The organism is Kribbella sp. NBC_00482, from assembly GCF_036013725.1.
Lineage (GTDB): Bacteria > Actinomycetota > Actinomycetes > Propionibacteriales > Kribbellaceae > Kribbella.
The window spans coordinates 8,615,667-8,640,404 of the sequence record NZ_CP107881.1 but is presented as its reverse complement, the minus strand read 5'-3'; the positions used below and the strand labels follow the sequence as shown (position 1 = coordinate 8,640,404).

The 24,738-nt window shown below is 68.3% G+C and carries 23 protein-coding genes; 11 read left to right on the top strand and 12 right to left on the bottom strand.

All coding sequences use genetic code 11. From position 1 onward, the window contains the following. Window positions 1-298 precede the first annotated feature (298 nt). A complete protein-coding gene (locus OHB24_RS41560; RefSeq protein WP_327636469.1) occupies window positions 299-2,287 on the bottom strand; it encodes a maltotransferase domain-containing protein in 1,989 nt (662 codons plus the stop codon). 205 nt (window positions 2,288-2,492) lie between these two features. Between OHB24_RS41560 and glgP the strand changes: the two genes are divergently transcribed. Continuing rightward, window positions 2,493-5,087, top strand: coding sequence for an alpha-glucan family phosphorylase (gene glgP / locus OHB24_RS41555; RefSeq protein ID WP_327636468.1), 2,595 nt, complete (start codon window positions 2,493-2,495; stop codon window positions 5,085-5,087). Between the two features lie 129 nt (window positions 5,088-5,216). On the opposite strand, the gene OHB24_RS41550 is transcribed toward glgP, so the two are convergent. Genes OHB24_RS41550 through OHB24_RS41535 form a run of 4 tightly spaced genes read right to left on the bottom strand, consistent with a single transcriptional unit; the run spans window position 5,217 to window position 7,598 of the window. Then, on the bottom strand, window positions 5,217-5,645 hold the full coding sequence (locus OHB24_RS41550; RefSeq protein WP_327636467.1) for a hypothetical protein: 429 nt from the start codon (window positions 5,643-5,645) through the stop codon (window positions 5,217-5,219). Between the two features lie 48 nt (window positions 5,646-5,693). Next, window positions 5,694-6,566 carry a transglutaminase-like domain-containing protein gene (locus tag OHB24_RS41545; RefSeq protein WP_327636466.1) on the bottom strand — a complete coding sequence of 291 codons (873 nt, stop codon included), beginning with the start codon at window positions 6,564-6,566 and terminating at the stop codon, window positions 5,694-5,696. Then, entirely contained in the window at window positions 6,566-7,390 is an 825-nt protein-coding gene (locus OHB24_RS41540) for a MerR family transcriptional regulator (RefSeq protein WP_442913945.1), read from the bottom strand. The genes OHB24_RS41545 and OHB24_RS41540 overlap by 1 nt, the downstream gene beginning before the upstream one ends. A gap of 7 nt (window positions 7,391-7,397) precedes the next feature. Further along, a complete protein-coding gene (locus OHB24_RS41535) occupies window positions 7,398-7,598 on the bottom strand; it encodes a hypothetical protein (RefSeq protein WP_327636464.1) in 201 nt (66 codons plus the stop codon). An 87-nt stretch (window positions 7,599-7,685) separates the two neighbouring features. On the opposite strand from OHB24_RS41535, the gene OHB24_RS41530 reads away from it, so the two are divergent. The 4 genes from OHB24_RS41530 (at window position 7,686) to OHB24_RS41515 (ending at window position 9,793) form a co-directional block, all read left to right on the top strand. Then, window positions 7,686-8,342 (top strand): PadR family transcriptional regulator, encoded by a 657-nt coding sequence (locus OHB24_RS41530; RefSeq protein WP_327636463.1) that lies wholly within the window; start codon window positions 7,686-7,688, stop codon window positions 8,340-8,342. Between the two features lie 79 nt (window positions 8,343-8,421). Then, on the top strand, window positions 8,422-8,847 hold the full coding sequence (locus OHB24_RS41525; RefSeq protein WP_327636462.1) for a DUF3995 domain-containing protein: 426 nt from the start codon (window positions 8,422-8,424) through the stop codon (window positions 8,845-8,847). Beyond that, a complete protein-coding gene (locus OHB24_RS41520; RefSeq protein WP_327636461.1) occupies window positions 8,844-9,335 on the top strand; it encodes an RNA polymerase sigma factor in 492 nt (163 codons plus the stop codon). Before OHB24_RS41525 ends, OHB24_RS41520 begins: the two co-directional genes overlap by 4 nt. Beyond that, window positions 9,332-9,793: a hypothetical protein gene (locus tag OHB24_RS41515; protein ID WP_327636460.1), complete on the top strand. Its 462-nt coding sequence runs from the start codon at window positions 9,332-9,334 to the stop codon at window positions 9,791-9,793. Before OHB24_RS41520 ends, OHB24_RS41515 begins: the two co-directional genes overlap by 4 nt. Here OHB24_RS41515 and OHB24_RS41510 read toward each other — a convergent pair. Continuing rightward, window positions 9,761-10,525 (bottom strand): SGNH/GDSL hydrolase family protein, encoded by a 765-nt coding sequence (locus OHB24_RS41510; protein WP_327636459.1) that lies wholly within the window; start codon window positions 10,523-10,525, stop codon window positions 9,761-9,763. The two genes, OHB24_RS41515 and OHB24_RS41510, sit on opposite strands and share 33 nt — an antisense overlap. 112 nt (window positions 10,526-10,637) lie before the next feature. Then, a complete protein-coding gene (locus tag OHB24_RS41505) occupies window positions 10,638-11,879 on the bottom strand; it encodes a right-handed parallel beta-helix repeat-containing protein (protein WP_327636458.1) in 1,242 nt (413 codons plus the stop codon). A 198-nt stretch (window positions 11,880-12,077) separates the two neighbouring features. On the opposite strand from OHB24_RS41505, the gene OHB24_RS41500 reads away from it, so the two are divergent. Continuing rightward, complete coding sequence (locus tag OHB24_RS41500) at window positions 12,078-13,478, top strand: TRAP transporter substrate-binding protein (RefSeq protein WP_327636457.1); 1,401 nt, start codon at window positions 12,078-12,080, stop codon at window positions 13,476-13,478. On the opposite strand, the gene OHB24_RS41495 is transcribed toward OHB24_RS41500, so the two are convergent. The 5 genes from OHB24_RS41495 to glgX form a co-directional block, all read right to left on the bottom strand. Continuing rightward, window positions 13,453-14,946, bottom strand: coding sequence for a sensor histidine kinase (locus tag OHB24_RS41495; protein ID WP_327636456.1), 1,494 nt, complete (start codon window positions 14,944-14,946; stop codon window positions 13,453-13,455). The two genes, OHB24_RS41500 and OHB24_RS41495, sit on opposite strands and share 26 nt — an antisense overlap. Before the next feature lie 3 nt (window positions 14,947-14,949). Further along, complete coding sequence (locus OHB24_RS41490) at window positions 14,950-15,303, bottom strand: LytR/AlgR family response regulator transcription factor (RefSeq protein WP_327636455.1); 354 nt, start codon at window positions 15,301-15,303, stop codon at window positions 14,950-14,952. 63 nt (window positions 15,304-15,366) lie between these two features. After that, window positions 15,367-16,014: a response regulator transcription factor gene (locus OHB24_RS41485; protein WP_327636454.1), complete on the bottom strand. Its 648-nt coding sequence runs from the start codon at window positions 16,012-16,014 to the stop codon at window positions 15,367-15,369. Continuing rightward, window positions 16,002-17,738 (bottom strand): sensor histidine kinase, encoded by a 1,737-nt coding sequence (locus OHB24_RS41480; RefSeq protein WP_327636453.1) that lies wholly within the window; start codon window positions 17,736-17,738, stop codon window positions 16,002-16,004. Before OHB24_RS41480 ends, OHB24_RS41485 begins: the two co-directional genes overlap by 13 nt. Window positions 17,739-17,775: 37 nt before the next feature. Continuing rightward, on the bottom strand, window positions 17,776-19,869 hold the full coding sequence (glgX, locus tag OHB24_RS41475) for a glycogen debranching protein GlgX (RefSeq protein WP_327641169.1): 2,094 nt from the start codon (window positions 19,867-19,869) through the stop codon (window positions 17,776-17,778). Window positions 19,870-20,004: 135 nt separating this feature from the next. Here glgX and OHB24_RS41470 point away from each other — a divergent pair, with 135 nt between their 5' ends. The 5 genes from OHB24_RS41470 (at window position 20,005) to OHB24_RS41450 (ending at window position 24,729) form a co-directional block, all read left to right on the top strand. Next, complete coding sequence (locus tag OHB24_RS41470; RefSeq protein WP_327636452.1) at window positions 20,005-21,027, top strand: Gfo/Idh/MocA family protein; 1,023 nt, start codon at window positions 20,005-20,007, stop codon at window positions 21,025-21,027. Further along, on the top strand, window positions 21,024-22,067 hold the full coding sequence (locus OHB24_RS41465) for a Gfo/Idh/MocA family protein (RefSeq protein WP_327636451.1): 1,044 nt from the start codon (window positions 21,024-21,026) through the stop codon (window positions 22,065-22,067). The genes OHB24_RS41470 and OHB24_RS41465 overlap by 4 nt, the downstream gene beginning before the upstream one ends. 77 nt (window positions 22,068-22,144) lie before the next feature. After that, window positions 22,145-22,924 (top strand): enoyl-CoA hydratase/isomerase family protein, encoded by a 780-nt coding sequence (locus OHB24_RS41460; protein WP_327636450.1) that lies wholly within the window; start codon window positions 22,145-22,147, stop codon window positions 22,922-22,924. Then, window positions 22,924-23,874 carry a methyltransferase domain-containing protein gene (locus OHB24_RS41455; RefSeq protein WP_327636449.1) on the top strand — a complete coding sequence of 317 codons (951 nt, stop codon included), beginning with the start codon at window positions 22,924-22,926 and terminating at the stop codon, window positions 23,872-23,874. The genes OHB24_RS41460 and OHB24_RS41455 overlap by 1 nt, the downstream gene beginning before the upstream one ends. 21 nt (window positions 23,875-23,895) lie before the next feature. Then, window positions 23,896-24,729, top strand: coding sequence for an acyltransferase (locus tag OHB24_RS41450; RefSeq protein WP_327636448.1), 834 nt, complete (start codon window positions 23,896-23,898; stop codon window positions 24,727-24,729). Window positions 24,730-24,738 lie beyond the last annotated feature (9 nt).

Here is a 24,738-nt window from a genome sequence, read left to right as displayed (position 1 = left end):
GTTCGCAGACGCTTGGTAGCGTTGCGGAGCCTGGGGCACAAGCGGGCTTCAAGGCGCTTGATTCTCTGCGAGAGGTGGGCGTGGGCACACGCTCCGCTCCGGATCAGTTGTGCGGCGAGGCGGCACCGGCGTAGCTGTCGCTTCGCGAGCGGAGCGAGCAACTCGCCGGCGCCAGCCGGCAGCTGGAGGTCCGGGCGCTAGCCCGGGGGTGGGTGGGAGCGGCGCGTAGCTCGGCGACGGAGGAGCCGTGCGTAGCACCGCGCGGGTCTGATCCACCTTCCCCGGAAACAGTCGCGCTCTAGGCTTGGCCGCGGCGGACGGCGAGGATGTGGGCTGGTTCGCCGTTGGGGTCTAGTTTTACGTAGTTCTGTTGGCCCCAGCGCCAGGTGGCGCCGGTGATTTCGTCGTACACGGTGAAGGTGTCTTCGGGGCGCATGCCGAGGGCGGCCATGTCGAGGTGGACCTGCGACTCGCGGACCGAGTGCGGGTCGGTGTTGACGACGACGATGACGGTGTCGCTGTGGCCGTCGGGGGCGGTGGAGCGCTTCGAGTAGCACATGATCGCTTCGTCATCGACCGAGTGCAGCGTCAGGTTGCGCAGCTGCTGGAGCGACGGGTGCCGCCGGCGGATGTTGTTCAGCAGCGTCAGGTACGGCGCGAGCGAACGGCCCTCGGCCTCCGCGGCCTCCCAGTCCCGCGGGCGGAGCTGGAACTTCTCGGTGTCCAGGTACTCCTCCGAGCCGGGCCGCAGCGCGACGTGCTCGAACAGTTCGTACCCGGCGTACACGCCCCAGGCCGGTGACGACGTCGACGCGATCGCCGCGCGGATCTTGAACGCGCCGGGACCGCCGTACTGCAGGTACGCCGTGAGGATGTCCGGCGTGTTCACGAAGAAGTTCGGCCGCAGGAAGTGACCGGTCTCCTTGGTCAGCTCCTCCAGGTACTCCTCCAGCTCCCACTTCTCGTTGCGCCAGGTGAAGTACGTGTACGACTGGTGGAACCCGACCTTCGCCAGCTCCTGCATCATCGGCCGCCGGGTGAACGCCTCGGACAGGAACACCACGTCCGGGTCGGTCTTGCGGATCTCGCCGAGCAGGTACTCCCAGAAGTTGACCGGCTTGGTGTGCGGGTTGTCGACCCGGAACACCGTGACGCCCTTGGAGATCCACAGCCGGACGATCCGCAGTACTTCGGCGTAGATGCCTTCGGGGTCGTTGTCGAAGTTGATCGGGTAGATGTCCTGGTACTTCTTCGGCGGGTTCTCGGCGTACGCGATCGAGCCGTCGGCGCGCTCCGAGAACCACTTCGGGTGTTCCTTCACCCACGGGTGGTCCGGCGAGGCCTGCAGGGCCAGGTCGATCGCGACCTCGAGGCCGACCTCACGGGCCCGGCCGACGAAGTACTCGAAGTCCTCGAAGGTGCCGAGCTCCGGGTGGATCGCGTCGTGGCCGCCGTCCTCGGAGCCGATCGCCCAGGTCGAGCCCGGGTCGCCCGGCTTCGGGTCGAGGGTGTTGTTCGGGCCCTTGCGGAACGAGTGGCCGATCGGGTGGATCGGCGGCACGTAGAGGATGTCGAAGCCCATCTTCGCGACCGCTTCGAGCCGCTTCGCCGCGGTGCGGAAGGTGCCGGACTTCCACTCACCGGATTCTTCGTCGTACGCCGCACCCTCGGAGCGCGGGAAGAACTCGTACCAGCTGCCGTACAGCGCGCGGGTCCGGTCGACCCACACCGGGTACGTCTCGGAGGAGGTGATCAGCTCGCGCACCGGGTAGCGACCGAGCGCCGCCCGTACCTGCGGGGAAATGCCCGCGGCCAACCGCGCCTCCGGCGGCAGTGCACCGTTCGCCAGTGCGTGCGCCGCATCGCTCAGTGTGCCGCGATCCGCCCGTACGGCGGGTGGCACGCCGGCGGCCGCGCGGTCGAAGAACGCGGCGCCCTCCGCGAACATCAGGTCGACGTCCAGGCCGGCCGGGATCTTGATCTCGGCGTTGTGCCGCCAGGTCCCGTACGGGTCGCTCCAGCCCTCGACCGCGAACGTCCACGCGCCCTGCTCCTGCAGCGTCACGTCGACGGTCCAGCGGTCGCTGCCCTGACCGACAGGGGCCATCAGCATCCGTCTGGTCTGTCCCGACGGCGAGGTCAGTACGACGTTCGCGTTCACCGCGTCATGGCCCTCGCGGAAGACCGTGGCTGCGATGGTGAACGTCTCGCCGACCGCGGACTTCGCCGGATAAGCTCCGGCGTCGACGGTCGGGGTGACGTCGGTGATCGGGATGCGCCCAGTCATGGCGTAGACGAACCTTCACTCTCCGATAGAGGAACCGTCGGATTGTGAATCCGGCGGTTGGGTAAGTACGTCGGGAACTGCACTGCTGACGTTATCGGTTCCCAGCACCTGTCCGTGACATGCAGAGCTGCAAATTCTTGCTCGCGTTGCAAGATCGATGCATCCCGAAGGTGTTCTGCGGCCCCTGGGCCGGTACGGTGTCCCGGTGCGAGCGATACGACGATTCTCCGTCCGCCCTGTCCTGCCCGAGCCGCTGACCGGCCTGGGAACCCTGGTGAACAACCTCCGCTGGGCCTGGCACCCGGAGACGCAGGACGTCTTCGAGGCCGTGGACCCGCAGCTGTGGCGGAGCACCGGCGGTGACCCGGTCAAGCTGCTCGGCGAGGTCCCGGCGGCCCGGCTCGACGAGCTGGCCAACGACCATGCTTTCCTGCGCCGGCTGGAACTTGCCGTAGCCGACCTGGACAGCTACGTGACCGAAGACCGGTGGTTCCAGACCGCGGGCGGTTCGCCGCTCGACGCGGTCGCGTACTTCTCCCCGGAGTTCGGCATCACCCACGTGCTCCCGCAGTACTCGGGCGGTCTGGGCATCCTTGCCGGTGACCACCTGAAGGCGGCCAGCGACCTCGCCGTACCGCTGATCGGCGTCGGCCTGCTGTACCGGCACGGCTACTTCGCGCAGTCGCTGAACCGTGAGGGCTGGCAGCAGGAGCGTTACCCCCTGGTGGACCCGGACGGGCTGCCGATCAGCCTGCTCCGGGATGGTGACGCGCCGGCGACCGTGACCCTGACGCTGCCCGGCAACCGCGAGCTGCACGCGCAGATCTGGGTCGCCCAGGTCGGCCGGGTGCCGCTGCTGATGCTCGACTCCGATATCGAGGAGAACGAGCCGTCGGAGCGCGAGGTGACCGACCGGCTGTACGGCGGCACGACCGAGCACCGGCTGCTCCAGGAGCTCCTGCTCGGCGTCGGCGGTGTCCGCGCGGTCCGTACGTACTGCCGGATCACCGGCCACGCGGCGCCCGAGGTGTTCCACACCAACGAGGGGCACGCCGGCTTCCTCGGCATCGAGCGGATCCGCGAGCTCGCCGCCGACAAGGATCTCGACTTCGACACCGCGCTCGAGGTCAACCGCGGCGGCACCGTGTTCACCACCCACACCCCGGTCCCGGCCGGTATCGACCGGTTCCCGGTCGAGCTGATCCAGCAGCACTTCTCGCCGGACGTGTTCGGCCCGGAGGTCCCGGTCGACCGGATCCTCGAGCTCGGCGCCGAGGACTTCGAGGGCGGCGACCCGGCGCTGTTCAACATGGCGATCATGGGGCTGCGGCTGGCCCAGCGCGCGAACGGCGTGTCGAAGCTGCACGGTGTGGTCAGCCGCGGGATGTTCGCGGGACTGTGGCCGAGCTTCGACTCGGTCGACGTGCCGATCACCTCGATCACCAACGGCGTGCACGCGCCGACGTGGGTGGCGCGTGAGGTGCACGACCTGACGTACGCGAACTACACCGCCGACGGCGACTCGGTGTTCGAGGGTCTGGACAAGACCACCGACGCGCAGATCTGGGAGACCAAGCGGCTGCTCCGGCAGCGGTTCATCGACGACACCCGTGCGCGGGTGCGGCAGTCCTGGATCAACCGCGGCGCCAGCGAGGCGGAGCTCGGCTGGGTCGACTCGATCCTCGACCCGGACGTCCTGACGATGGGCTTCGCCCGGCGGGTTCCGTCGTACAAGCGGCTGACGCTGATGCTGCGCGACCCGGAGCGGCTGAAGGCGATGCTGCTGCACCCGGAGCGTCCGGTGCAGATCGTGATCGCCGGTAAGGCGCACCCGCACGACGAGGGCGGCAAGAAGCTGATCCAGGAGATGGTCCGCTTCGCCGACGACCCGGAGGTGCGGCACCGGATCGTGTTCGTGCCGGACTACGACATCGCGCTCGCGCAGCCGATGTACCCGGGCACCGACGTCTGGCTGAACAACCCGCTCCGCCCGTACGAGGCGTGCGGCACGTCCGGGATGAAGGCCGCGCTCAACGGCGGCCTCAACCTGTCCATCCGCGACGGGTGGTGGGACGAGTGGTACGACGACGAGTTCGGCTGGGCGATCCCGTCCGCCGAGGGGATCGAGGACACCGACCGCCGCGACGACCTCGAGGCGCACGCGCTGTACGACCTGATCGAGAAGCAGGTCGCACCACGCTTCTACGACGGTGACGTGCCGACCCGCTGGATCGAGATGCTGCGGCACACGATCAAGGAGCTCGGCCCGAAGGTGCTCGCCACCCGGATGGTCAAGGACTACGTCGAGCAACTGTACGTGCCGGCGGCGCAGTCGTCCCGGGCTCTCAACTCGACGTACGACGGCGCGCGCGAACTGGCCGCGTGGAAGAAGAAGGTCCGGGCGGCGTGGCCGCAGATCCGGGTCGACCACGTGGAGCTCGAGGGCCTCGGCGACGTACCGCAGCTGGGCACGACCGTCGGGATCCGCGCCTTCGCGGCGCTCGGCGACCTCGCCCCGACCGACATCTGCGTCGAGGTGCTGCACGGTCGCGTCGACACCAACGACGAGATCGCGGACCCGGTCCGCGCCACGCTGTCGCTGGCCGAGACGTACGAGGGCAACCGGCACCGGTACGAGGGCGAGCTGAAGCTGGACCGCACCGGCCCGTTCGGCTACACGGTCCGCGTCGTCCCGAACCACGCCGGCTTGGCAAGCGTCGCCGAACTCGGCCTCGCCGCCGGCCCGTCCGACCCGGACGACCCGTCCACCCCTGACCTGCCCGCCGGCTCGGAGTTCTGAGCCACCACCACAAAAGACACACCTCCGCCTGCCTCACCAGGCGGGGGTGTTTTGTGTTGCGCCATGACGGCATACGCGCCGGTGACCGGGGATAGGCAATAGCCTGTCCCGCGTCCCCGGCGGGGGTGCTCAGTTCCGGCTGCGGACGATGCCGTAGGCAACTAGTGCGGCGGCTAGCGCGGTGAGGGTCAGGCCGGCTGTTGTGGTGGCTTGGTGGAACTGGGTGGTTTGGTGGGTGGTCCAGTTCGGGGTGGTGATGGGGCCGGTGAACATCGTGGCGAGGATCGTGCCGGTGATGGCGATGCCGGCGCCGGACGTCACCTCTGTCGCGGTGTCGGTGAGGGCGGCGCCGATCGTGGTGCGGTTCTTCGGGAGCCCCCGCAGTACGTTGACTCCGGCAACGACTCCGACGACGCGCAGGCCGGCGCCGCGTTCCTGATCGCCGGCTACACCACGGTCCTCACCGGAACCGCCCGGCGCCTGATGGCCGGCGAAACCCCAGATGAGGTCGCCGAGGACCACCGAGCCCGCGTCGACGACCTCTTCGACAAACTCCACAACGGCTTCGCTGGGAGGATGTTGTGAGGGGATGGTGAGGCGGGTTCGTCAGGTGAGGTCCTTCCAGGTGAACTCTCCGCCGGCGGGTGAGGTGACGAAGGCGCGGCCGGCGAACGTCAGGCTGGGGTCGGTGCGGTAGAGCTCGTTAACCTCCTTGGTTGCCGCGTCGTCGCCGTTGTCGGAGGCAAACATCAGGCCGGCGATCCGATCGGTCAGCTCGACGTCAGCGCCGTCCAAGGTGTCGGACATAGTGCCCCAGTTGTCCCACAGCAGTAGCTCGTCGCCGTTCAGATGCGCGAGCTGGTAATGCACGTAGGTGCGAATGAACCACCCACCGTGCAGCTTCAGCGGAGCGTCCGGATTGGGGTCCGCACCGAACAGATCACCGTTGAGTTCGCCGGCCCGGACTCCCCGCCACACCTCGGCCGCCGACAGGAACGGCCCGGCAGGCATGTCCGCCACGTCGAACGGGAAGCGTGGCTCGGCCGGATCCATCTCGGCGTCGATCATCACCCATCGGTCGCCGTTCCAGTACTCGGCGACCACGTGGTCGTGGTTGAAGCCCTCGGCGAAGTAGTTCCCGAACCCGACCCGGCTGCGCGCCGGGATCCCCTTGTGACGAAGGATCGAGACGAACAAGAGCGTGTAGTCGCGGCAACACCCGACCACCCGGTCGACCGGCTCCCGCGGCACCGCAAGCGCCGTACCGTTGCGTTTCTGGTCCGTGGCGAGGATCGCCGACACCCAGCGGTTGTCGATCTCGGCGAGTCGTTCGCCGGTGAACTCGATGCCGCCGGCGCGGTAGTGGATCAGCAGGTTGCGGACGACCGCGGCGATCTCGGTGACATCGTCCGGCAGCGCGTCGAACAGTCCGGCGTGTACGCCGGGATCGCTGAAGCGCGTCTGAATCGCGTAGTCCATCAATGGTTCCTCTCGAGAATGGGCAGTGCGATGTCGACGGCAGGTTCGTCACGGGGGAGGAGGTGGCAGTCCGGGCGGTAGACCTCCCGCGGGGGACCGGCATCGGGTACGCCGGATGCGCGGGCCCAATCGAAGACGAGGTCGTACGCGAGCATGATCCGCGGGTACGCGCACTCGTCCATCGTGATCGTGCAGTACGCCTCCCGATGCGCCGGCTCGACCCGGATCCCGATCCGGCCGGCCGGATCCACCAGGCCCTCGAACGGCACGCACACCTCGACCGTCGCCTCACCCTCGGGCGTCACCGCGCCGTGGTAGATCACCCACGACCCGACGTCCGCGGTCGCACCGGCGGCCCGCAGGTACGACATGAGCTCGTCGCTGCACGACACGATGACCCCGATCAGCATCTGCTGGTTGGTGTCGGCCCGGATCGACGCGATCTTCGTCGCCGGCACGTCCCGGGTGAGCACCGGTCGCGGCGCGAGTCCCGTCGTACCCGAGCGCGACAGCCGGTCCCGCAGGTACTGCAACGTCGCCCGCCGGGACGCCGTGGTCGCCTCCTCGGCGGCCCACCAGCGGTCGAGCCGGATCAACGCGTCCTCATCCGTCCCGGTGAGGACCTCGGCGATCGTGGTCAGCGACATGTTCAACTGCCGCAGCACACTGATCCGTCGCGCCCGCTCCAACTGCTCCTCGTCGTACAAGCGGTACCCGTTCGCCGGGTCCACCTGCGCCGGTGCCAGCAGCCCCGACACGTCGTACAACCGCAGCGCCTTGTGCGAAAGCCCGGCCCTCCGCCCGAACTCACTGATCGTCAACACCGGACCATCACACCCCCTGCCCTTGGGGCAGAGTAAAGGGGAACGCTTTGATGTCCGGCGCCTCGGCCATTTGGTACGCCGTCAGCTCCACCGCGCCGGCCGTCCCAGACCGCCGTACGGCGAGCCACGTCAGGCGGACATGCTCCCGATGGCCGAACCGCTCGGCGGTCGCCATCACCTCACCCATCAGTTCCTCGAACGAGTGCATGGCACCACGGTCGTCGGGCCGGTGTCCGCACGCAACCGAGTTCGAAGGGGGTTGTGTTGGAGACAGTAACGATATATCGTTAGTGTCATGAAGAATATCGAGGAGGAAAACATGAACACCCCCAACGAAATCCGGGGCCGCCGACGCGGCCACCACCCCCGGCGCGGCGGACCGCGGATGGGCGAAGACATGCCGATGCACCGCGGACGCGGTGGCCGAGGCCCGAGTCGAGGCTCCAGCCGTGGTGCAGGACGTGGCTCAGGCCGCGGCCGAGCCCCGCGCGGCGATGTCCGAACAGCCGTCCTGATGCTGCTGGCCGAGGAGCCGATGCACGGCTACCAACTGATGCAGGCCATCGCCGACCGCAGCGACGGACGCTGGACCCCCAGCCCCGGCGCGATCTACCCGACCATCAACCAACTGGAAGACGAGGGCCTGGTCACCGTGACCGCCGAGGCCGGCCGCAAGCTCGTCACCCTGACCGACGCCGGTCGCGAGTACGTCGAGACGCGTCGTGAGACGTCGATCGATCCGTTCGCCGGTTTCGCGAGCACCGAGCCCGCGACCGATCTCCGCGCGTTGCTCGAGGAGCTGCACTCAGCGACCCGTCAGGTCGCCCGCAGCGGCTCGGAGGAGCAGCGCACCGCGGCCGCCAAGATCCTCGCCGAGGCCCGCCGCTCGATCTACCTGCTGCTCGCCGACGCCCCGGTGATCCCCGAGACCCCGAAGGCACCCGAAGCCTGAGACCTGCATCACGCAGGGGAACGTCTCGTTCGAACGGCTCCTCTTCTCAGCTGTCACGCACCTCTGAGAAGGAGCCGAGATGGATTCTCGAAAGATCTCCGCGAGCGCACACATCCTGCTCGCGGCAGTGCATGTCTACTGGGCGACAGGAGCCACCTGGCCCGCGGAGGATGAGCGCAGCCTCTCGCAGACTGTCCTCAACATGCAGGTGAGCTTCGGCCCCGGAGTGGTGCTGCCACTGGCCGCGCTGCACCTCCTGCTGGCAGGAGCCATCCTCACCAGTGCGCGGTGGAGGCTCAGCAAGCTCGTGGTCGTCGGGCTGGCGGTCGGTCTGACCGCACGGGCGGCCGTTGGGCTGGTCTGGATCACGGGCGCGGTTGACACGAGTACCGCGTTCTACTGGCTCAACCTGTTTCTCTACACCCCGCTGTGTGTCGCGCTGTGCGTAGCTGATCTGAAGCTCCTCCGCGCGCGCCAGTCGCTGGTGCCAGAATTCTCAAGATGATCGAGGAACATCTTGTTCGCGCGGCGCAACGTGGCGACACGGTCGCGATGAACGAGGTGCTCGACGCGCTGACGCCGTACGTCGCGAAGATCTGCGGGCCGATCGCGCTGAACGACGGAGCCGACGCGGCGCAGGAAGCGCTGATCGCGATCTTTCGCGGGCTCCGCGGTCTGCAGGAGCCGGCGGCGCTGTTCGGCTGGGCGCGGGCGATCGCCGTCCGCGAAGCGGTTCGGGTCGCGCGCCGCGGGCAGCGGCAACGGCCCGCCGAGCTGACGGACCTGCCGGCCGCGGACGATCCGCAGCTCGCGATCGACGTACAGGACGTGCTCAGGAGGCTGTCGCCAGAGCATCGGGCGGTCCTGGTACTGCGGGATCTCGAAGGAATGGACGAACAGGCAGCGGCCGCCGTACTCGATGTCCCATCGGGTACGGCGAAGTCGCGCTTGCATCGGGCGCGGGCAAGCTTTCGGAAGGCGTGGAGCTCATGAACTGGCCACAGGTTGAACTGACCGACGTCGAGCGGTTTCGGGCGCTCGCGGCGGCCGTGCCTGGTGCGGCTGTCACCGAACGCGTACTGCCGGCCGCGCCCGACCAGGTCAAGGACATGCTGACTGACCTCGACGTGTTCGCCACCGTCCAGGCGGACCTCGTCTCGGCGACGCTCGAGAAGCGCGACGGCGACCATGTCGTCGTACGGGCGAAAGGCACCAGAGGACAACGTGCGCGGCTCGAAGGTCAGCTCCGCCCGGGGTGGTGCTGGTTGCAGAGCCGCTTCCTGATCATCGGCATGGCAGTCGCCGCCGAGCCAGGTGGTGGTACGCGGGTTGCTCTCACCGGAGGCATTCGCGTGCCGGGTCGCGCCGCGATCATTCCGATCAGAGTGCGACAGGAGAGCAGTAAGACGCTGGACCGCCTACAAGAGCTTCTCAGGGATCGCGGCCAGTAGAGCGTCGGCGTGGCGACGGTAGCCGAGGTTGTTGGGGTGGAACGCGTCCGGAGCGAGCATGCCGCGCCACGGTGGGCGGGCGTAGCGGGATACCTCGGCAACCGGGAGGCCACGGGAGGTGGCCGTGTTGCTGATCAGCTGGTTGATTCCGGAGACATAGGGGCTGACAGCTCCACCGATCCGCCAGAAGCGGTCTGGGACCGTCAGGTCCATCACGACCGACGAGGAGGGGAGCCCGTCGATCACCTGGCGGAGGCGGTCGCGGAACCGCTTTGGCGGCGTAGCGAGGATGTCGTTGTTCCCGATGCCACAGGTGACCAGTGCCGGCGTCAGACCGTCCAGCAACGGGAGCTGGTCCTCCAGCACGTGCCGCGTCTGCGCACCGGACCGCGACAGGTTCAGTACCCGCCACGGCGTTCCCTTACGGCGCAGGGCGTTCAGTACCTGACCGACGTACCCGTGCAGTGGCGACGAGGCACCCAGCCCCTGTGCGGTCGAGTCACCGAGCACGACCCAGAGCGGTCCCTCGGCTGTCAGCGTCAGAGCGTTCTGCTGCGTCCAGTACTCCGCATACGTCCGCGCCTGTACGTCGACGTACGCCACGCCGTCCACCCAGCGCCGGATCGCCAGCCGCGAACTGGTCCGCTCGGCCTCGCCCCACCGCATGATCGCCTGGTGCAGCGCCCCAATCGGCGTCGTCCGCTCCAAACCTCCACGACGCAGTAGAAACATCGGTCCCCCCAGACATGAACACAAGGTGACCGCCGAATGTACAGGCGAAAGGTTAACGACCTCAGCTGCGCGGTGAACTCAAGCCTGGGCTCACCGTGCAGCCGGCATCAGCTCAGCAGGCGACGTTCGTGCACTGGGCGGGGTTGCCGTTGTGGCTTGCGTGGTTGCCGCCGCCGTCAGTGACGCCGAGGACGGCTTCGATTCCGAGGTTGTGGTTGTGGTCGGCGATGTTCCGGGTCAGCTTTGTCGTGGGCGCGTCGACGTGGATGCCGTCATTGCCGCTGCGGTTGGCGGTGTTGCGCTCGACGACGGTCGCGGTCGCACCGTTGCCGATGTAGATCCCGTCGCCCTGCCTGCTGTTGACGATGTTCCGCGAGACGATGTTGCCCGCGGCAGCGGTCGGTGCGTCCAGAGCCAGCACCAGGATGGCCGGTCCGCGGCCGCCGGTGACCGTGTTCCGGTCCAGCGTGTTCCGATCGGCGCCGTCGAGGATGATCCCGAATCCGCCCGTGTCGGGGAAGCCGAAGAAGCCCGTGCCGGTCACGAGGTTGTCGCTGATCAGGTTGCCGGCAACCTCCTCGAGGATGATTCCGTCGCCGTTGTCGGCAAGGTGGTTGTGTTCGACGCGGTTGGCCGTCGCGTTCTCACCGAGGTCGATCGCCGACCCGTTGCTGTGCGAGATCGCGTTCCGGCGGATCGTGACGCCGGAGCTGCCGGCGACGGCGACGATCCCGTGGTTGTTGTGGTCGAGCGTGTTCTTCTCGACCGTGCTGTCATGGACGCCGAACAGGAACATGGCGCTGGCCCCGGATCCCGATACCGAGTTTCCGGCCAGCCGAGCGTTCTGGGAGTCGCCGAACACCATCCCGACGAAACCGTTCCCGGACAGGCGGTTCTTCTCGATCACGGTGTCGGTGGAGTCGACCACGAAGATCCCCACCCCCAAGCTGTTCCGTACGGTGAGCTGGCGTAACCGGGTGTGGGCGAGACCACCGGCGAAGAACACCCCCGTGTCGAACTGCCGGATCACTCCGCCGCTGACCGTGACGCCGTCATGGCCGGCGAGGTTCGAGATCCCGACGTCACAGGGCACGTCGTCGGGACACTCGGCCGCGTTGTCCCCGTCGATGGTGTGTCCGTTGAGATCGACGGTGATGTTGTCGGCGCCGATCACCAGACCGTTGCCCGGACAGTTGACCAGGTCGGCGCGCAACGTGGTGTCAGTGGTGATCGTGTCCCCACAGCGAAGCGTGGCCTTCGCAGCTTGGGCCGACGCCGCGCTGAACGCCGTACCGGCGACCACCACTCCCAGCACGATCGCCGCGGAGAGTGCTCGTTTTCCTGCTTCTGACATGGTTCGCTCCTCGCCTCGGGCCTGGAGTTCCCGGCTCTTGCGGTCGAAGCTAGGTGTCACGAGGCAGTTCCGAATCGGGGTGACCTCTCGGCAGGTGTGCGGGTTCTCCCCTAGAGCGTCCGTCCGGGGATCGGTGTGCGTCTGGATTCGCAGGACGAAACGGGTCGATAGCTTCGAAGCTAGGGAGAGGGGCTATCGATGAACAAGGTCTGTACGTCCGGAGTTGCGCTCATGCTCGTTGCGGCCGCCGTCGGCTGTGGCGGACCTGTTGACAAGGCGGGCGGGAGCCAAACGCCCGGTCCCGTCACACTGACGATCGCCACCCCGGTCCTCGAGGAGAGCCAGCCCTTCGTCGACGAGGTCGGCCGGGTCTCCAAAGGATCGATCCACCTGGAACTCGTCAATCGACCGACTACCGAAACCACTGAGGCCGAGCTGATTCGATCCGTCGAGGCCGGCGAGGTCGACCTCGCTGTCGTCCCGGCCCGGGCCTGGCACGCCCGCGGGATCAAGGACTTCGATGCTCTGGTCGCCCCGATGGCCGTGGACAGCTCGGCGTTGCAGCAGGAGGTCCTGGTCAGTGACCTGGCGACCGGCATGCTCACCTCGGTCGACACTATCGGTCTGGTCGGTATCGGCATCCTGCCGGGAACGATGCGTAAGCCCGTGGGAGTCACGCGCAAGCTGCTGGGGCCCGTGGATTACCGCGGTGCGCGCATCGGCTTCTCGCTGTCGGACGTGGGAGCTCGATCGCTGCAGGCCCTCGGAGCCACGACCGTGCCGTCCGTGTTCGGCGGCGCACCGCTGACCGGGATGGATGGGCTGGAGCATCAGGTCGCGCATATCCAGGGCAACGACTACGACACCGTGGCCCGGATGATCACGGCGAACGTCACCCTCTGGGCCCGGCCGCTCGTCGTCGTTGCCAATAGCAAGAAGCTGGGTGCCGGACAGGCAGACCTGCTGCGCAACGCCGCCAAGGCGGCGGTCCGGAGCACTGCTGACCTCCAGCGCAACGCCGAGACCGAAGCGGCGGCTGTGCTGTGCCGTCGCGGCAACCTTCAGTTCGTCACGGCGAGCGCGGCGCAGATCCAGCAGCTCCGCGCTGCGTTCGAGCCGGTCTACACCTGGCTGCGGGAAGACGCGAAGACCCGGTCCAACCTCGAACGGATTCAGGAACTCCGGGCGCAACTGCCGGCCGCTTCAACGGACAAGGTCCTGACCTGTCCGGCAGTCGGTCCGTCGGTCGGTACGGCGGCCAGCAAGCTGGATGGGGTCTATGAAACGAGCTTCACCAAAGCGGAACTGGCCGCGTCGCCACTGCTGTACGACAAGGGCGAGGTCAACGACGAGAACTGGGGCGACCTCACGCTCACCATCAAGGAAGGGCAAGTCTCCATGTCCAAGCGCGGCGCCGCCTCGGACACCGGCACTTGTACCGTGCAAGGGGATACGGTTCTGCTCACCTTCAGCGGCTCCGGCGAGACGTTCGGGTTCCACTGGAACCTCTTCCGGGACACGCTCACCTTCCGGCGCGACGATGCGCTCGGGGTCGGGCCGACGACCTATCTGGTCAAGCCGTGGAGACGCGTCGGCTGACCGCCGGCCCAGGAATCCGCGCAGTCAGCCGGGTGCCCGCACCCGGCTGACTGTCGACCAGGAAGGTTCCGCCGAGCGCCTGGACCCGGTCGGCGAGACCGCGAAGGCCGGAGCCTCGGGCCGGATCCGCCCCACCGACTCCGTCGTCGGTCACCTCGATGACGACCACGCCGTCCGTCCGGGCTACCTCGATGCGGGCGTGGCCGGCCTGCGCGTACTTTCCGACGTTGGCGAGAGCCTCAGAGCACACGAAGTACGCCGTTGCCTCGACAGCGGTGGCAAGCCGCGCAGACAGGACCTCGAGCTCCACCGGCGTCGGGCACGCGTCGGCCAGCTCGGCCAGTGCACGTGGAAGACCCTCCTCTGTCAGAACGCGAGGATGGATGCCGCGGGCGAACTCGCGGAGCAGGACCTGCGACGTGTCGAGGTGCGCGTGCAGGTCGTCCGGGTCGTCGGCTGTCAGCAGCTCGGCAACCTCGGACAACCGGCCCATCGCGCCCTTCTGCAGCAGGCTCTCCAGCCGTCGGCGCTCGGCGTCGGCGGCTTCGACGATCCGGCGGCGGGCTGCCTCGACGTCGCCGACGCGTGCTCGCACTTCGGCCTGCAGGCGGACGTTCGTGACCGCCATGCGAGCGAGCGCCACCACCGACTCGACCAGCAGGGGATCGTCGAGTACGGCGGCATCGTGGACGAGCACCCCGACGCGCTGACCGTCGGCCACCAGCTCGGTCAGCACGCGCGTGGGGTCGCTCTCAGGCAGGTCGACCGGGCGACCCGCCTCGTCCACATAGCTGCGCGTCTCCGGCAGCCAATAACCCAGCACCAGCGATCTATCGCCGAGGGCCTGTCCCAGCTTGTCGGCCAGTACGCCGGTGCGCTCTGCCTCACCGAGATCGACAACGAGGCCCGTGATGGCCGCGCCGTCCCTGCGGCTCCAGCGGAGGTCCGCGAACAAGATGACGGCTGACGCACCGACCGCCAGCTCGTAGCCCCAGAGCGCCGCGGCGTCAGCCGGGGTACCGATCAGCCGGGCGGCAGCGCCCAGGCCGAGCACCAGCATGATGCCGGCTGTCGCGACGACCGCGGGCAGCCGCTCGCGCCGCACTCTCTGGGTTGCGGTGGCATAGCCGACCAGAGCTGTCCCGATGACCAAGACGGCCAACGCGATCGTCACGCCGTCCATCCGTCCGAGCGGGTAGACCAGCGCGTCGACGTACGCGAAGACGATGACGGCTCGCTCCAGTCGCCTGCGGGGCCATCCGCGCGGATAGCTGAGGAGCAGGTGGACGAGTGGTCCCCTGTGCAGGAACAGGGTCCAGCCGCCCAGATCGCCGGCGAACCAGACGGCAGCGGTCGCCATCATGAGCAGCCCGACGGCCCGTGGTCCCTTCACCCACGTGGCCAGGCCGAGACCCGCCAGCGTCGTACCGACGATCGTGTCGGCGACGGTGAGGCCGAGGTCGTGCATGGCTCAGCCGACCAGGGCGGCCACTGCGGCTCCCGACAGCTCTGACTTGGGGATGAAGCCACGTGCGCTGCTGCCCGCCAGACGCCGACGGTACGACGAGCTGTCGCGGCTGGACGTGAGCACGACGGCCGGACCGTCTGGGTCGGCTGCCAGCCGTCGGGCCACCTCGAATCCGTCCAGGTCCGGAAGCTGGATGTCCAGCAGGACCACGGTCGGATGCAACCGGCGGCTCGCCTCGAGCGCGGATCGGCCGTCCCCCGCCTCACCCACCACTTCGAACCCCTCCGCCGTCAGGAGCGCACGGGCGATGGCACGGAAGGGCGCGTGATCGTCGACGATCAGGACCCGCTCGGCCATGCGTCGATCGTCGCACAGCTTGGACGACGCGAAGTCGGGGCTGACCCTCGATTCGGGGGATGTCTAGCCGGTCCGGAGGGCGGCGAGAACCGCGAGGACCCGTCGGTGATCCTCGGCGGTAGTGGGAAGTCCGAGCTTGACGAAGATGTGGCTGATGTGCGCTTCGACGGTCTTCAGGCTCAGCTGCAGGAGCTGGCTGATGCCTTGGTTGGACCGTCCTTCACCCATCAGTGCGAGGACCTCTCGTTCCCGAGCGGTCAGCTGGTCGAGGGGAGTAGGTGCGCGTCGTCGCGCCAGCAGGCGGGAGACGATCGTCGGATCGAGCACGCATTCGCCCTCGGCGATGCGATGCAGGCTGTCCACCAGCACCGCGATGTCGGAGACCCGGTCCTTGAGCAGGTAGCCGACGCGCTCCGGCTGCCGCTCGAAGAGCCGCATCGCGTACCGCGACTCGAGGTAGTGAGACAGCACCAGTACGCCGATCGACGGATGCTGTTCGCGGATCGTCAGGGCCGCGACGAGACCTTCGTCGGTGTGCGTCGGCGGCATCTTGATGTCGACGATGGCGACATCGGGCCGGTCCAGTGCGACCTGGCGCAACAGTGCGGGTGCGTCGCCGACCGTGGCCACGACCTCGACGCCGACCTCGCCGAGGAGGCGGGCCAGCCCTTCGCGCAGCAGGACCTCGTCATCAGCCACTACGACGCGCACGGTACCTCCGCATGGATCCGGGTGCCGCCGGTGCGCAGGCGTTCCACCAGTAGCTGCCCGGACAGCGTACCGACGCGATCCTCGAGATCGGTCAGATCACGGGGCGGCTGTCCGTCCGTCTCGATGTCGACCACGAGGCGCCCGTTCGTCTGCGCGGCGTGCACGGTCGCCAGCCGGCTCTGGTAGCTGCGGTTCAGCGTTTCGGCGACGACGAAGTACGCCGCCGACTCGACCGGAGGATCGAACCGGCCATCGGGCAGCGAACCGAGAACGATCCGGATCGGGTGTCCTTCCACCAGCATCTCGAGAGCCGCTGCCAGTCCTTCGTCGGCGAGTGCGTTGGGATAGAGGCCGTGCGCGATCTCGCGGAGGTCGTCCAGCGCCGCCTTCACGTGTGCCTCCGCTTCGTGGAGTCGCTTGGAACTACTGTCGGATCGCAGGGCCATCAGCCGTAGTGACAGTGCGAGTGCGATCAGTCGCTGCTGGGCGCCGTCGTGCAGGTCGCGTTCCAGCCGGCGCCGTTCGGCGTCACCGGCCTCGACGAGGCGCGCGCTCGACGACCGCAGATCCTCCAGTTGTGCAACGGTCTCGGCCTGCAGCCGTTCATGTTCCAGGGCGAGGTGAGCAGCGCCCGTGATCTCGTCTGCCAGTTGGGGATCGTCCAGCAGCCCGGGGCGATGTGTGACCAGCGCTACCGTCTCGCCGCGACGTACCAACCGGGTGACGGCCTGCCCGGCAGCTGTCGCCGACGGCCGCCCCCGGCCGTCGACCAGCCGGCCGTCGGCCACTTCGTACAGCACCTTCAACGATGAGTCCCCGAGCAGATCGGCAAGTGCGTCGCGGAGGCCGCCTGGCGGTGGCGATCCGGCGACCTCCACCACGAGCCGCGCGACGGCCGAACGAGCTCGCCTCGCGCGCACCCCTTGAGCCGCGACGCCCAGGACCAGCGCGACGAGTGCCGCGCCTTGCCCGAACCAGAGACCCCGATCCACCGGATCGTTGCTCAGGTATCCCCGTCCCCACGAGTGCATCCCCGACCACGCGACCAGCGTCAGGTAAGCGATCCCTGGAATGACAACCGGCGCGATCGTCCGTCGCCGTACGACCGACGAGCGGAGCAGTTGCCGAACGGTCAACGCCGCGGCTGCCAGGACTCCGGCGACGGTGAGCCCGAGGCCGACGCGACTCACGGTCCCGGCCGCCGATGCGTCGGCGTGCACGAGCAGAAGATTGCCGGGGCACGTCGCGCACCCCGCGGCGGCCGGATCGGTCAGCACGGCCGGAACCAGACCGAGGCCGATGAACGCGCCGGCGAACAAGGTTGCCACGGCCAACCGATCTGCTGCGGAGAGCTGGACCGCCCGGTACGAGAGGACGGCGTAAGCCACCAACGGCGCGCAGCCGGCGTAGGTGACCAGTCCGACCGTGAACACGATTGCCGAACCCACCCCCGGGTTGTTCCATTCGAGGAGGAACCAGGCGAATCCCACAGCCGTGAGCGCCGGTCCGAAGGATGCGGCCGGATGCCGTCCGGCTGCGGCGAACCCGGCGGCGGCAAGCGCCCACCCGACGGCCAGCTCGGCGACTCGGCCTGGCCACGAACCGCCACTGAACGAGTGCTCCGGGGCCTGCTGCGCGAGGACGAGTGTGCAGACCCCGAACACCAGCCCGAGGATCAGGAACACGGTCCGGACGGTGATGATCCGTCCGACGGCGGACGCCATACGCCTGATGGTCGCAGAAGTTGCCGCGCCTGGGCAGTCAGAGAGCGCGCAGCAGGACCAGGCAGCGGGGGCCGAGGGGCACTGTTGCGCCGGCCTCTACCTCGGTGACCATGCTGTTGCTGGTGTCCAGTACTACCTCGTAGGCGGGTGCCCATGATGCGTCCGGTACGACGACCGGTCGGGTTTCCGATGTCGCGTTCAAGGCGAGTAGGAACGAGCTGTCGGTCAGGGCGTTGCCCTCTGCGTCGGTGGCTCGTAGGGCGTCACCGCGCAGGAACATGCCGATCGTCCGCAGGTTCCCGTCGAACCAGTCCGCGTCGGTCATCTCGCCGCCGTGCGGGGCGATCCACGACAGGTCCTTGCGGCCGCCGGACACGACAGGCTGTCCGGAGAAGTAGTGCCACTGCCGCAGTGCGGGGTGTGCAGCGCGGAGGGACAGTAGCTTCTTGGTCAGGTCGAGGTGGTCGGACCAGGTGCTCGGCAGCGACCAGTCGAACCAGGAGATCTCGCTGTCCTGGCAGTACGCGTTGTTGTTGCCGTCCTGCGTCCGCCCGCACTCGTCCCCGGCGGTGATCATCGGCACGCCGGTGGACAGGATCAGCGTGGACATCAGGTTCGCCATCTGCTGCTTGCGCAAGGCAACGACGCCGGCGTCGTCGGTCTCGCCCTCGACGCCGCAGTTCCAGGACCGGTTGTCGTCGGTCCCGTCCCGGTTGTCCTCGTGGTTCGCCTCGTTGTGCTTGTGGTCGTAGCTGACCAGGTCCCGCAGGGTGAACCCGTCGTGCGCGGTCAAGAAGTTGATCGACGCGTACGGGTAGCGCCCGTCGTCGCCGTACAGGTCGCTGGATCCGGAGAGCCGGTAGGCGAGGTCCTTCACGCCGTCGGAGGTGTTGCGCCAGACGTCGCGGACGCTGTCGCGGAACTTGCCGTTCCACTCCGACCACGGCGGCCCGAAGTTGCCCACCTGGTAGCCGAACGGCCCGACGTCCCACGGCTCGGCGATCAGCTTCACCCGGCCGAGCACCGGGTCGGCCGCGACCTCGGCCAGGAACGGGTGGTCGGGGATGTCGACCTCGTGCCGCTCGTTGCGCACCAGCGTGACGGCGAGGTCGAACCGGAACCCGTCGACGCCCATCTCCTCGACCCAGTACCGCAGTGAGTCCATCACCAGTTGCCGGACGTGCGGGTGCGACGTGTCGACCGAGTTGCCGGTGCCGGTCACGTCGTACATCGCGGCCCCGTGGGCCAGCCGGTAGTACGTGCGGTTGTCGATCCCGCGGAAGCTCAGCGTCGGCCCGTCGAAGCCGCCCTCGGCGGTGTGGTTGTAGACCACGTCGAGGATCACTTCGATGCCAGCGGCATGGAACGCGGCGACCATCGCCTTGAACTCGGCCACCTGCTCACCGCGCGAACCGGACGACGAGAACGGCGCGTGCGGCGCGAAGAAGCCCAGTGTGTTGTAGCCCCAGTAGTTCGGCAGGCCGCGGGCCGCGATCGCCGGCTCGGTGAGGAAGTGATGGATCGGCAACAGTTCGACCGACGTCACGCCGAGCTCGGTCAGATAGTTGATCACCGACGGATGCGCGAGACCGGCGTACGTGCCGCGCTGGTGCTCGGGTACGTCGGGATGCAGCTTCGTGAACCCCTTCGTGTGCAGCTCGTAGATGACCGTCTCGCCCCAGTGCACCGGCTTGCTGATCGGTGGCGGCGGCGCGGAGTCGGCGACCACGACGCCGACCGGGACATGCCCGGCCGAGTCGCCGTCGGAGGAGTCGTAGACGAGCGGACTGGTGAAGTCCAGCGAACCGTCCACGGCCCGCGCGTACGGGTCGAGCAGCAGCTTCGACGGGTTGAAGCGCAGGCCGTGCGACGGGTCGAAAGGACCGTGCACGCGGTACCCGTACCGCTGGCCGGCGCCGACACCCGGGACGAACCCGGTCCAGAACTCATCGGTGTGCGTGAGGTCCAGATTGCGCTGGCTGCCGTCGTCGGCGATCAGCGCGAGCTCGACCCGTTCCGCGGCCGGAGCCCAGAGCGTGAAGGTGGTCCCATCGGTCTGGACCACTGCTCCCTGACGCGGACCGGTCGCGGGGGACTGGCCGGGCGCGCTCGAGGCGGCGGTCGCTTCCATCACCGGGACATTCTGCACAGTACGGCCTGAGTTCACGATAGTGAGGTGGTTGTGTTCGTGAGACGGTAGTTGCGAACGTCTCTGCGCAGTGATACGCAAGGACCGTTACTAATTTTACCCACCCCAGGGGAACACATGTCGGAAGAGTTGGCCGGTCTGACCGTCGGTCTGATCGGCGCGGGCAACATCTCGCGCATCCACGCCGAGTCCTGGAAGGCCGTCGGCGCCCGGGTCCTGGTCTATTCACTCGAAGGCGCAGAGGAACTGGCACAGCAGTACGGGCTGGAGGTCGTGCCGTCGCTGGACGAGCTGCTGGCCGGAGTCGAGTTCGTGGACATCGTCACGCCGTCGGCGACCCACAAGGAGATCACGCTCGCCGCGATCAAGGCGGGCAAGAACGTGATCTGCGAGAAGCCGCTGACGCTCACCGCGGCCGACTCGCACGAGGTGATCGACGCGGCCGCGGCGGCCGGTGTCCGGTTGTACCCGGCGCATGTGGTGCGGTGGTTCCCGGCGTACAAGGCGGCGTACGACGCGATTCAGGCCGGACGGATCGGTGAGGTCGCGGTGGCGCGGTTCTACCGCCAGGCGTCGTCGCCGGCCGGTGCGGGCTGGTACCGCGACGTGGCCCGGTCCGGTGGCGTGATCATGGATCTGATGGTGCACGACCTCGACCAGGCGCGCTGGCTGTGCGGCGAGGTCACCACGGTGTACGCCGTACAGAACCCGCCGACCGTCGACGGTGTCAGCCCCGTCAACGTGGCGGCGCACGTGACGCTGACGCACGAGTCCGGTGCGATCAGCCACTGCCGCGCGACCTGGGGAGCGACCGGTACGACGTTCCAGACCGGCTTCTCGGTCGCGGGTGCGAGCGGCGTACTGAAGTTCAAGTCCGACGGCGACACGGGCTACAAGGAAGAGCTGCAGAACGGCGCTGCCGTCGGCGACCTGCTGATCCCCGAGTCGGCGCTCGGCGAGAGCCCGTACCTGACGCAGCTGCGGGAGCTGGCGATCGCCCTGCGGGGTGGACCGGAGCCGCGCGTGCTCGGGTCGGACGGTGCGACCGCGGTGTACCTGGCCGAGGCGGCGCGCGCCTCGATGGAGTCCGGTCAGCCGATCGACATGAAGACCTTCGTCTCGACGGGAGCAGTGGCATGACGTTGAAGGTTGCGATCGCTTCGTTCGCACACACCCACGCGGGTTCGTACGCGCACCTGCTCGCGTCGCTGCCCGACATCGACCTCCTGTCCGCCGACCCCGATGGCGCCGGAGCGCCGGACCCCGGCCCGCGCGGGGCCGAGTTCTCCGCGCAGTTCGGCATCCCGTACGTCGACTCGTACGACGAACTGTTCGCCTGGGGACCCGACGCGGTCGTGGTGACGTCCGAGAACTCGGGCCACCGCGAACTGGTCGAGCGCGCCGCCGCCGTCGGTGCGCATGTCCTGTGCGAGAAGCCTCTCGCAACTGAGGTCGCGGACGGCGAGGCCATGCTCGCGGCGTGCGAGGCGGCCGGGACGATCCTGATGGTCGCGTACCCGGTCCGGTTCGCGCCGTCGTACGCGCAACTGCGGGCGAACGTCGAGGCAGGCCGGCTCGGTGACGTGTTCGCGATTCTCGGCACCAACAACGGGAAGATCCCGTACGCCGCCCGCCAGTGGTTCACCGACGCGAAACTCGCGGGTGGGGGAGCGCTGGTCGACCACACCGTGCACTGCGCGGACCTGATCGACGGCCTGACCGGCGGTGCGACCGCCACCCGCGTGTACGCCGCCGCGAACCGGATCCTGCACCAGGACAAGGGCGTGGAGGTGGAGACGGGCGGTCTGGTGACGATCAATTACGACAACGGGCTGCTGGCAACCATCGACTGCTCGTGGAGCGTTCCGGACAACGGTCCGACCTGGGGCGGCGTGTCGCTGCAGGTGACCGGTACCAATGGGTCGGTGGAGATCGAGCCGTTCGTCGCGCACGTCGGCGGCACGGACGCCGCGGGCGAGGTCTACCTCGCGATCGGCGGCAACCTGGACGCGTCGCTGCTCGACACGTTCCTGGACGCCGTCCGCACCTCCGGCCCGGCACAGCCCGGCCAGGCGCCGGCCGTCGTACCGCAGCCGGACGGCGCGGTCGGCCTCCGCACGCTGAAGATCGTCGACGCGGCCCGCCGCTCGGCGGCCTCCGGCCAGGCGGTGGATGTTTAAGGACCCGCTCCTGTCAGGTACGGTTCCCGGGGATGTGACCGACCGGTAGTCCCCGGGAACCGTAAGGAGTGGACGCCATGGGCGAGTTCGTCAACCTCACCGTGAGTGAAGGTGTCGGCACGATCCGGCTGGATCGGCCGAAGATGAACGCGCTGAACGTCCAGGTCCAGGAGGAGATCCGGGTCGCTGCGGTCGAGGCCACCGGCAACGACGACGTACGCGCCGTGGTGATCTACGGCGGCGAGCGGGTGTTCGCGGCCGGCGCGGACATCAAGGAGATGGCGGACATGTCGTACGCCGACATGGCCAAGCGCTCCGGTCCGCTGCAGTCCTCACTCAGCGCGGTCGCCGCGATCCCGAAGCCGACCGTTGCCGCCATCACCGGGTATGCGCTCGGCGGCGGCTGCGAGCTCGCGCTCTGCGCCGACTACCGGATCGCCGCCGACGACGCCAAGCTCGGCCAGCCGGAGATCCTGCTCGGCATCATCCCGGGCGCCGGCGGTACGCAGCGGCTGTCCCGCCTGGTCGGCCCGTCGAAGGCCAAGGACCTGATCTACACCGGCCGGTTCGTCGACGCGGCCGAGTCGCTGCAGATCGGCCTGGTCGACAAGGTGGTCCCGGCCGCCGAGGTGTACGACGCGGCCGTTGCCTGGGCGTCCCAGTTCTCCCGCGGCGCGGCGATGGCGCTGCGCGCGGCCAAGGAGTCGATCGACTCCGGACTGGGCGTCGACCTGACCACCGGGCTGGAGATCGAGCGTCAGCAGTTCGCGGCGCTGTTCGCCACCGAGGACCGCGCGATCGGGATGAAGTCCTTCGTCGAGAACGGTCCTGGCAAAGCTGAGTTCAAGGGAATCTGATGTCTGCTACCTCCAAGCCTGCTGCCTCCGCCGAAGACATCGAGGCGGCCTGGAACGACAACAAGCTCGCCCAGGTGCTGTACCACGACTGGGAAGCGTCGACGTACGACGAGAAATGGTCGATCTCGTACGACGAACGCTGCGTCGACTACGCCCGGGACCGCTTCACAGCGGTCGCCGGAACCCGCGGCTGGCCGTACGGCAAGACCCTCGAGATCGGCGCCGGCACCGGCTTCTTCACGCTGAACCTCAAGCTGGCCGGCGTCCTCGACGAGGCGCACGTCACGGACCTCTCGCCGGGCATGGTCGAGGCCGCGAAGAAGAACGCGAAGACGCTCGGGTTCGCGATCGAGGGCAAGGTCGCCGACGCGGAGAAGCTCCCGTACGACGACGACACGTTCGACCTCGTCATCGGGCACGCGGTCATCCACCACATCCCGGACGTCGAGCTGGCGTTCCGCGAGATGCTCCGGGTGCTGAAGCCGGGCGGACGCTTCGTGATCTGCGGCGAGCCCACCCGGTACGGCGACTTCGTGGCCCGGCGGCTGTCCCGCTTCACCTGGTGGGCGACCACGAACGTGACCAAGCTGCCCGCGCTCGCGCACTGGCGGCGGTCGCAGGAGGAGCTCGACGAATCCTCGCGGGCTGCCGCGTTGGAGGCCGTGGTCGACCTGCACACGTTCGACCCGGACACGCTGGCGCGGATGGCGTCGCGGGCCGGTGCGGTCGAGGTGAAGACCGTCACGGAGGAGTTGCTGGCGGCATGGGTCGGGTGGCCGATCCGCACGTTCGAGGCCGCCGTACCGGAGCAGAAGCTCGGGTTCGGGTGGCGGATGTTCGCGTACAAGTCGTGGCTGCAGCTGTCCAAGGTGGACAAGGCGCTGTCGACCGTCGTACCGGACGAGCTGTACTACAACGTCTCGATCACGGGTATCAGCAACAAGCAGTAGGACAAGCAGTAGGGTGTGTTGATGCGGTTACTCACCGCGGCGAATCTCAGCTGGGTGGTGCGCCATCGGGCGTGGACGCCGTACTACCTGAAGCGCTACTGGCGGTTCGCCTGGTTCAAGCTGCGCCACCCGCACGTGATCACCGAGGGTTTCGTGTTCCTCGGCAAGCACCTGGAGATCGTGGCGCGGCCCGGTCACGGGCGGATCGTGCTCGGCAAATGGGTGCACCTCGGTGACGAGACCCGGCTGCGCGCCCACGAGGGGACGCTGCGGATCGGCGACAAGGTGGTGTTCGCCCGCGACGTCACGGTGAACTGCTACCTGGACATCGAGATCGGCGCGTCGACGCTGATCGCGGACTGGACCTACATCTGCGACTTCGACCACAAGACCGAGGACCTGGACCTGCCGATCAAGGATCAGGGCCTGGTGAAGTCCCCGGTCCGGATCGGCCCGGACTGCTGGCTGGCGACGAAGGTCACGGTCACCCGGGGCGCCGACATCGGCCGCGGCGTGGTGATCGGCGCCAACAGCGTTGCCCGCGGCAACATCCCGGCGTACGCGATCGCGGGCGGCGTACCAGCCAAGATCCTGGGCGACCGCACCAGCCGGTACGCCGCCAACGCCGAGCGCCGTAAGTACCTGGCCGGACTGGCCGCGGCGAACACTCGGACCGCCGGTCTGCTCAAGGCAGGTGAGACTCCGGTCGCGCGGTCCCAGCGCGTGGCTCCGGGGGATGCGGGTAGTGATGAGGTAGAAGCAGATGGTGAAAAAGAGAGCGTGAGGGGTTCTCAAGTTACTCACCAGTCGGGCACTATGGCCCCCACATCCGGTCGGACGCCCACGTCCGGATGAGCATCGGAG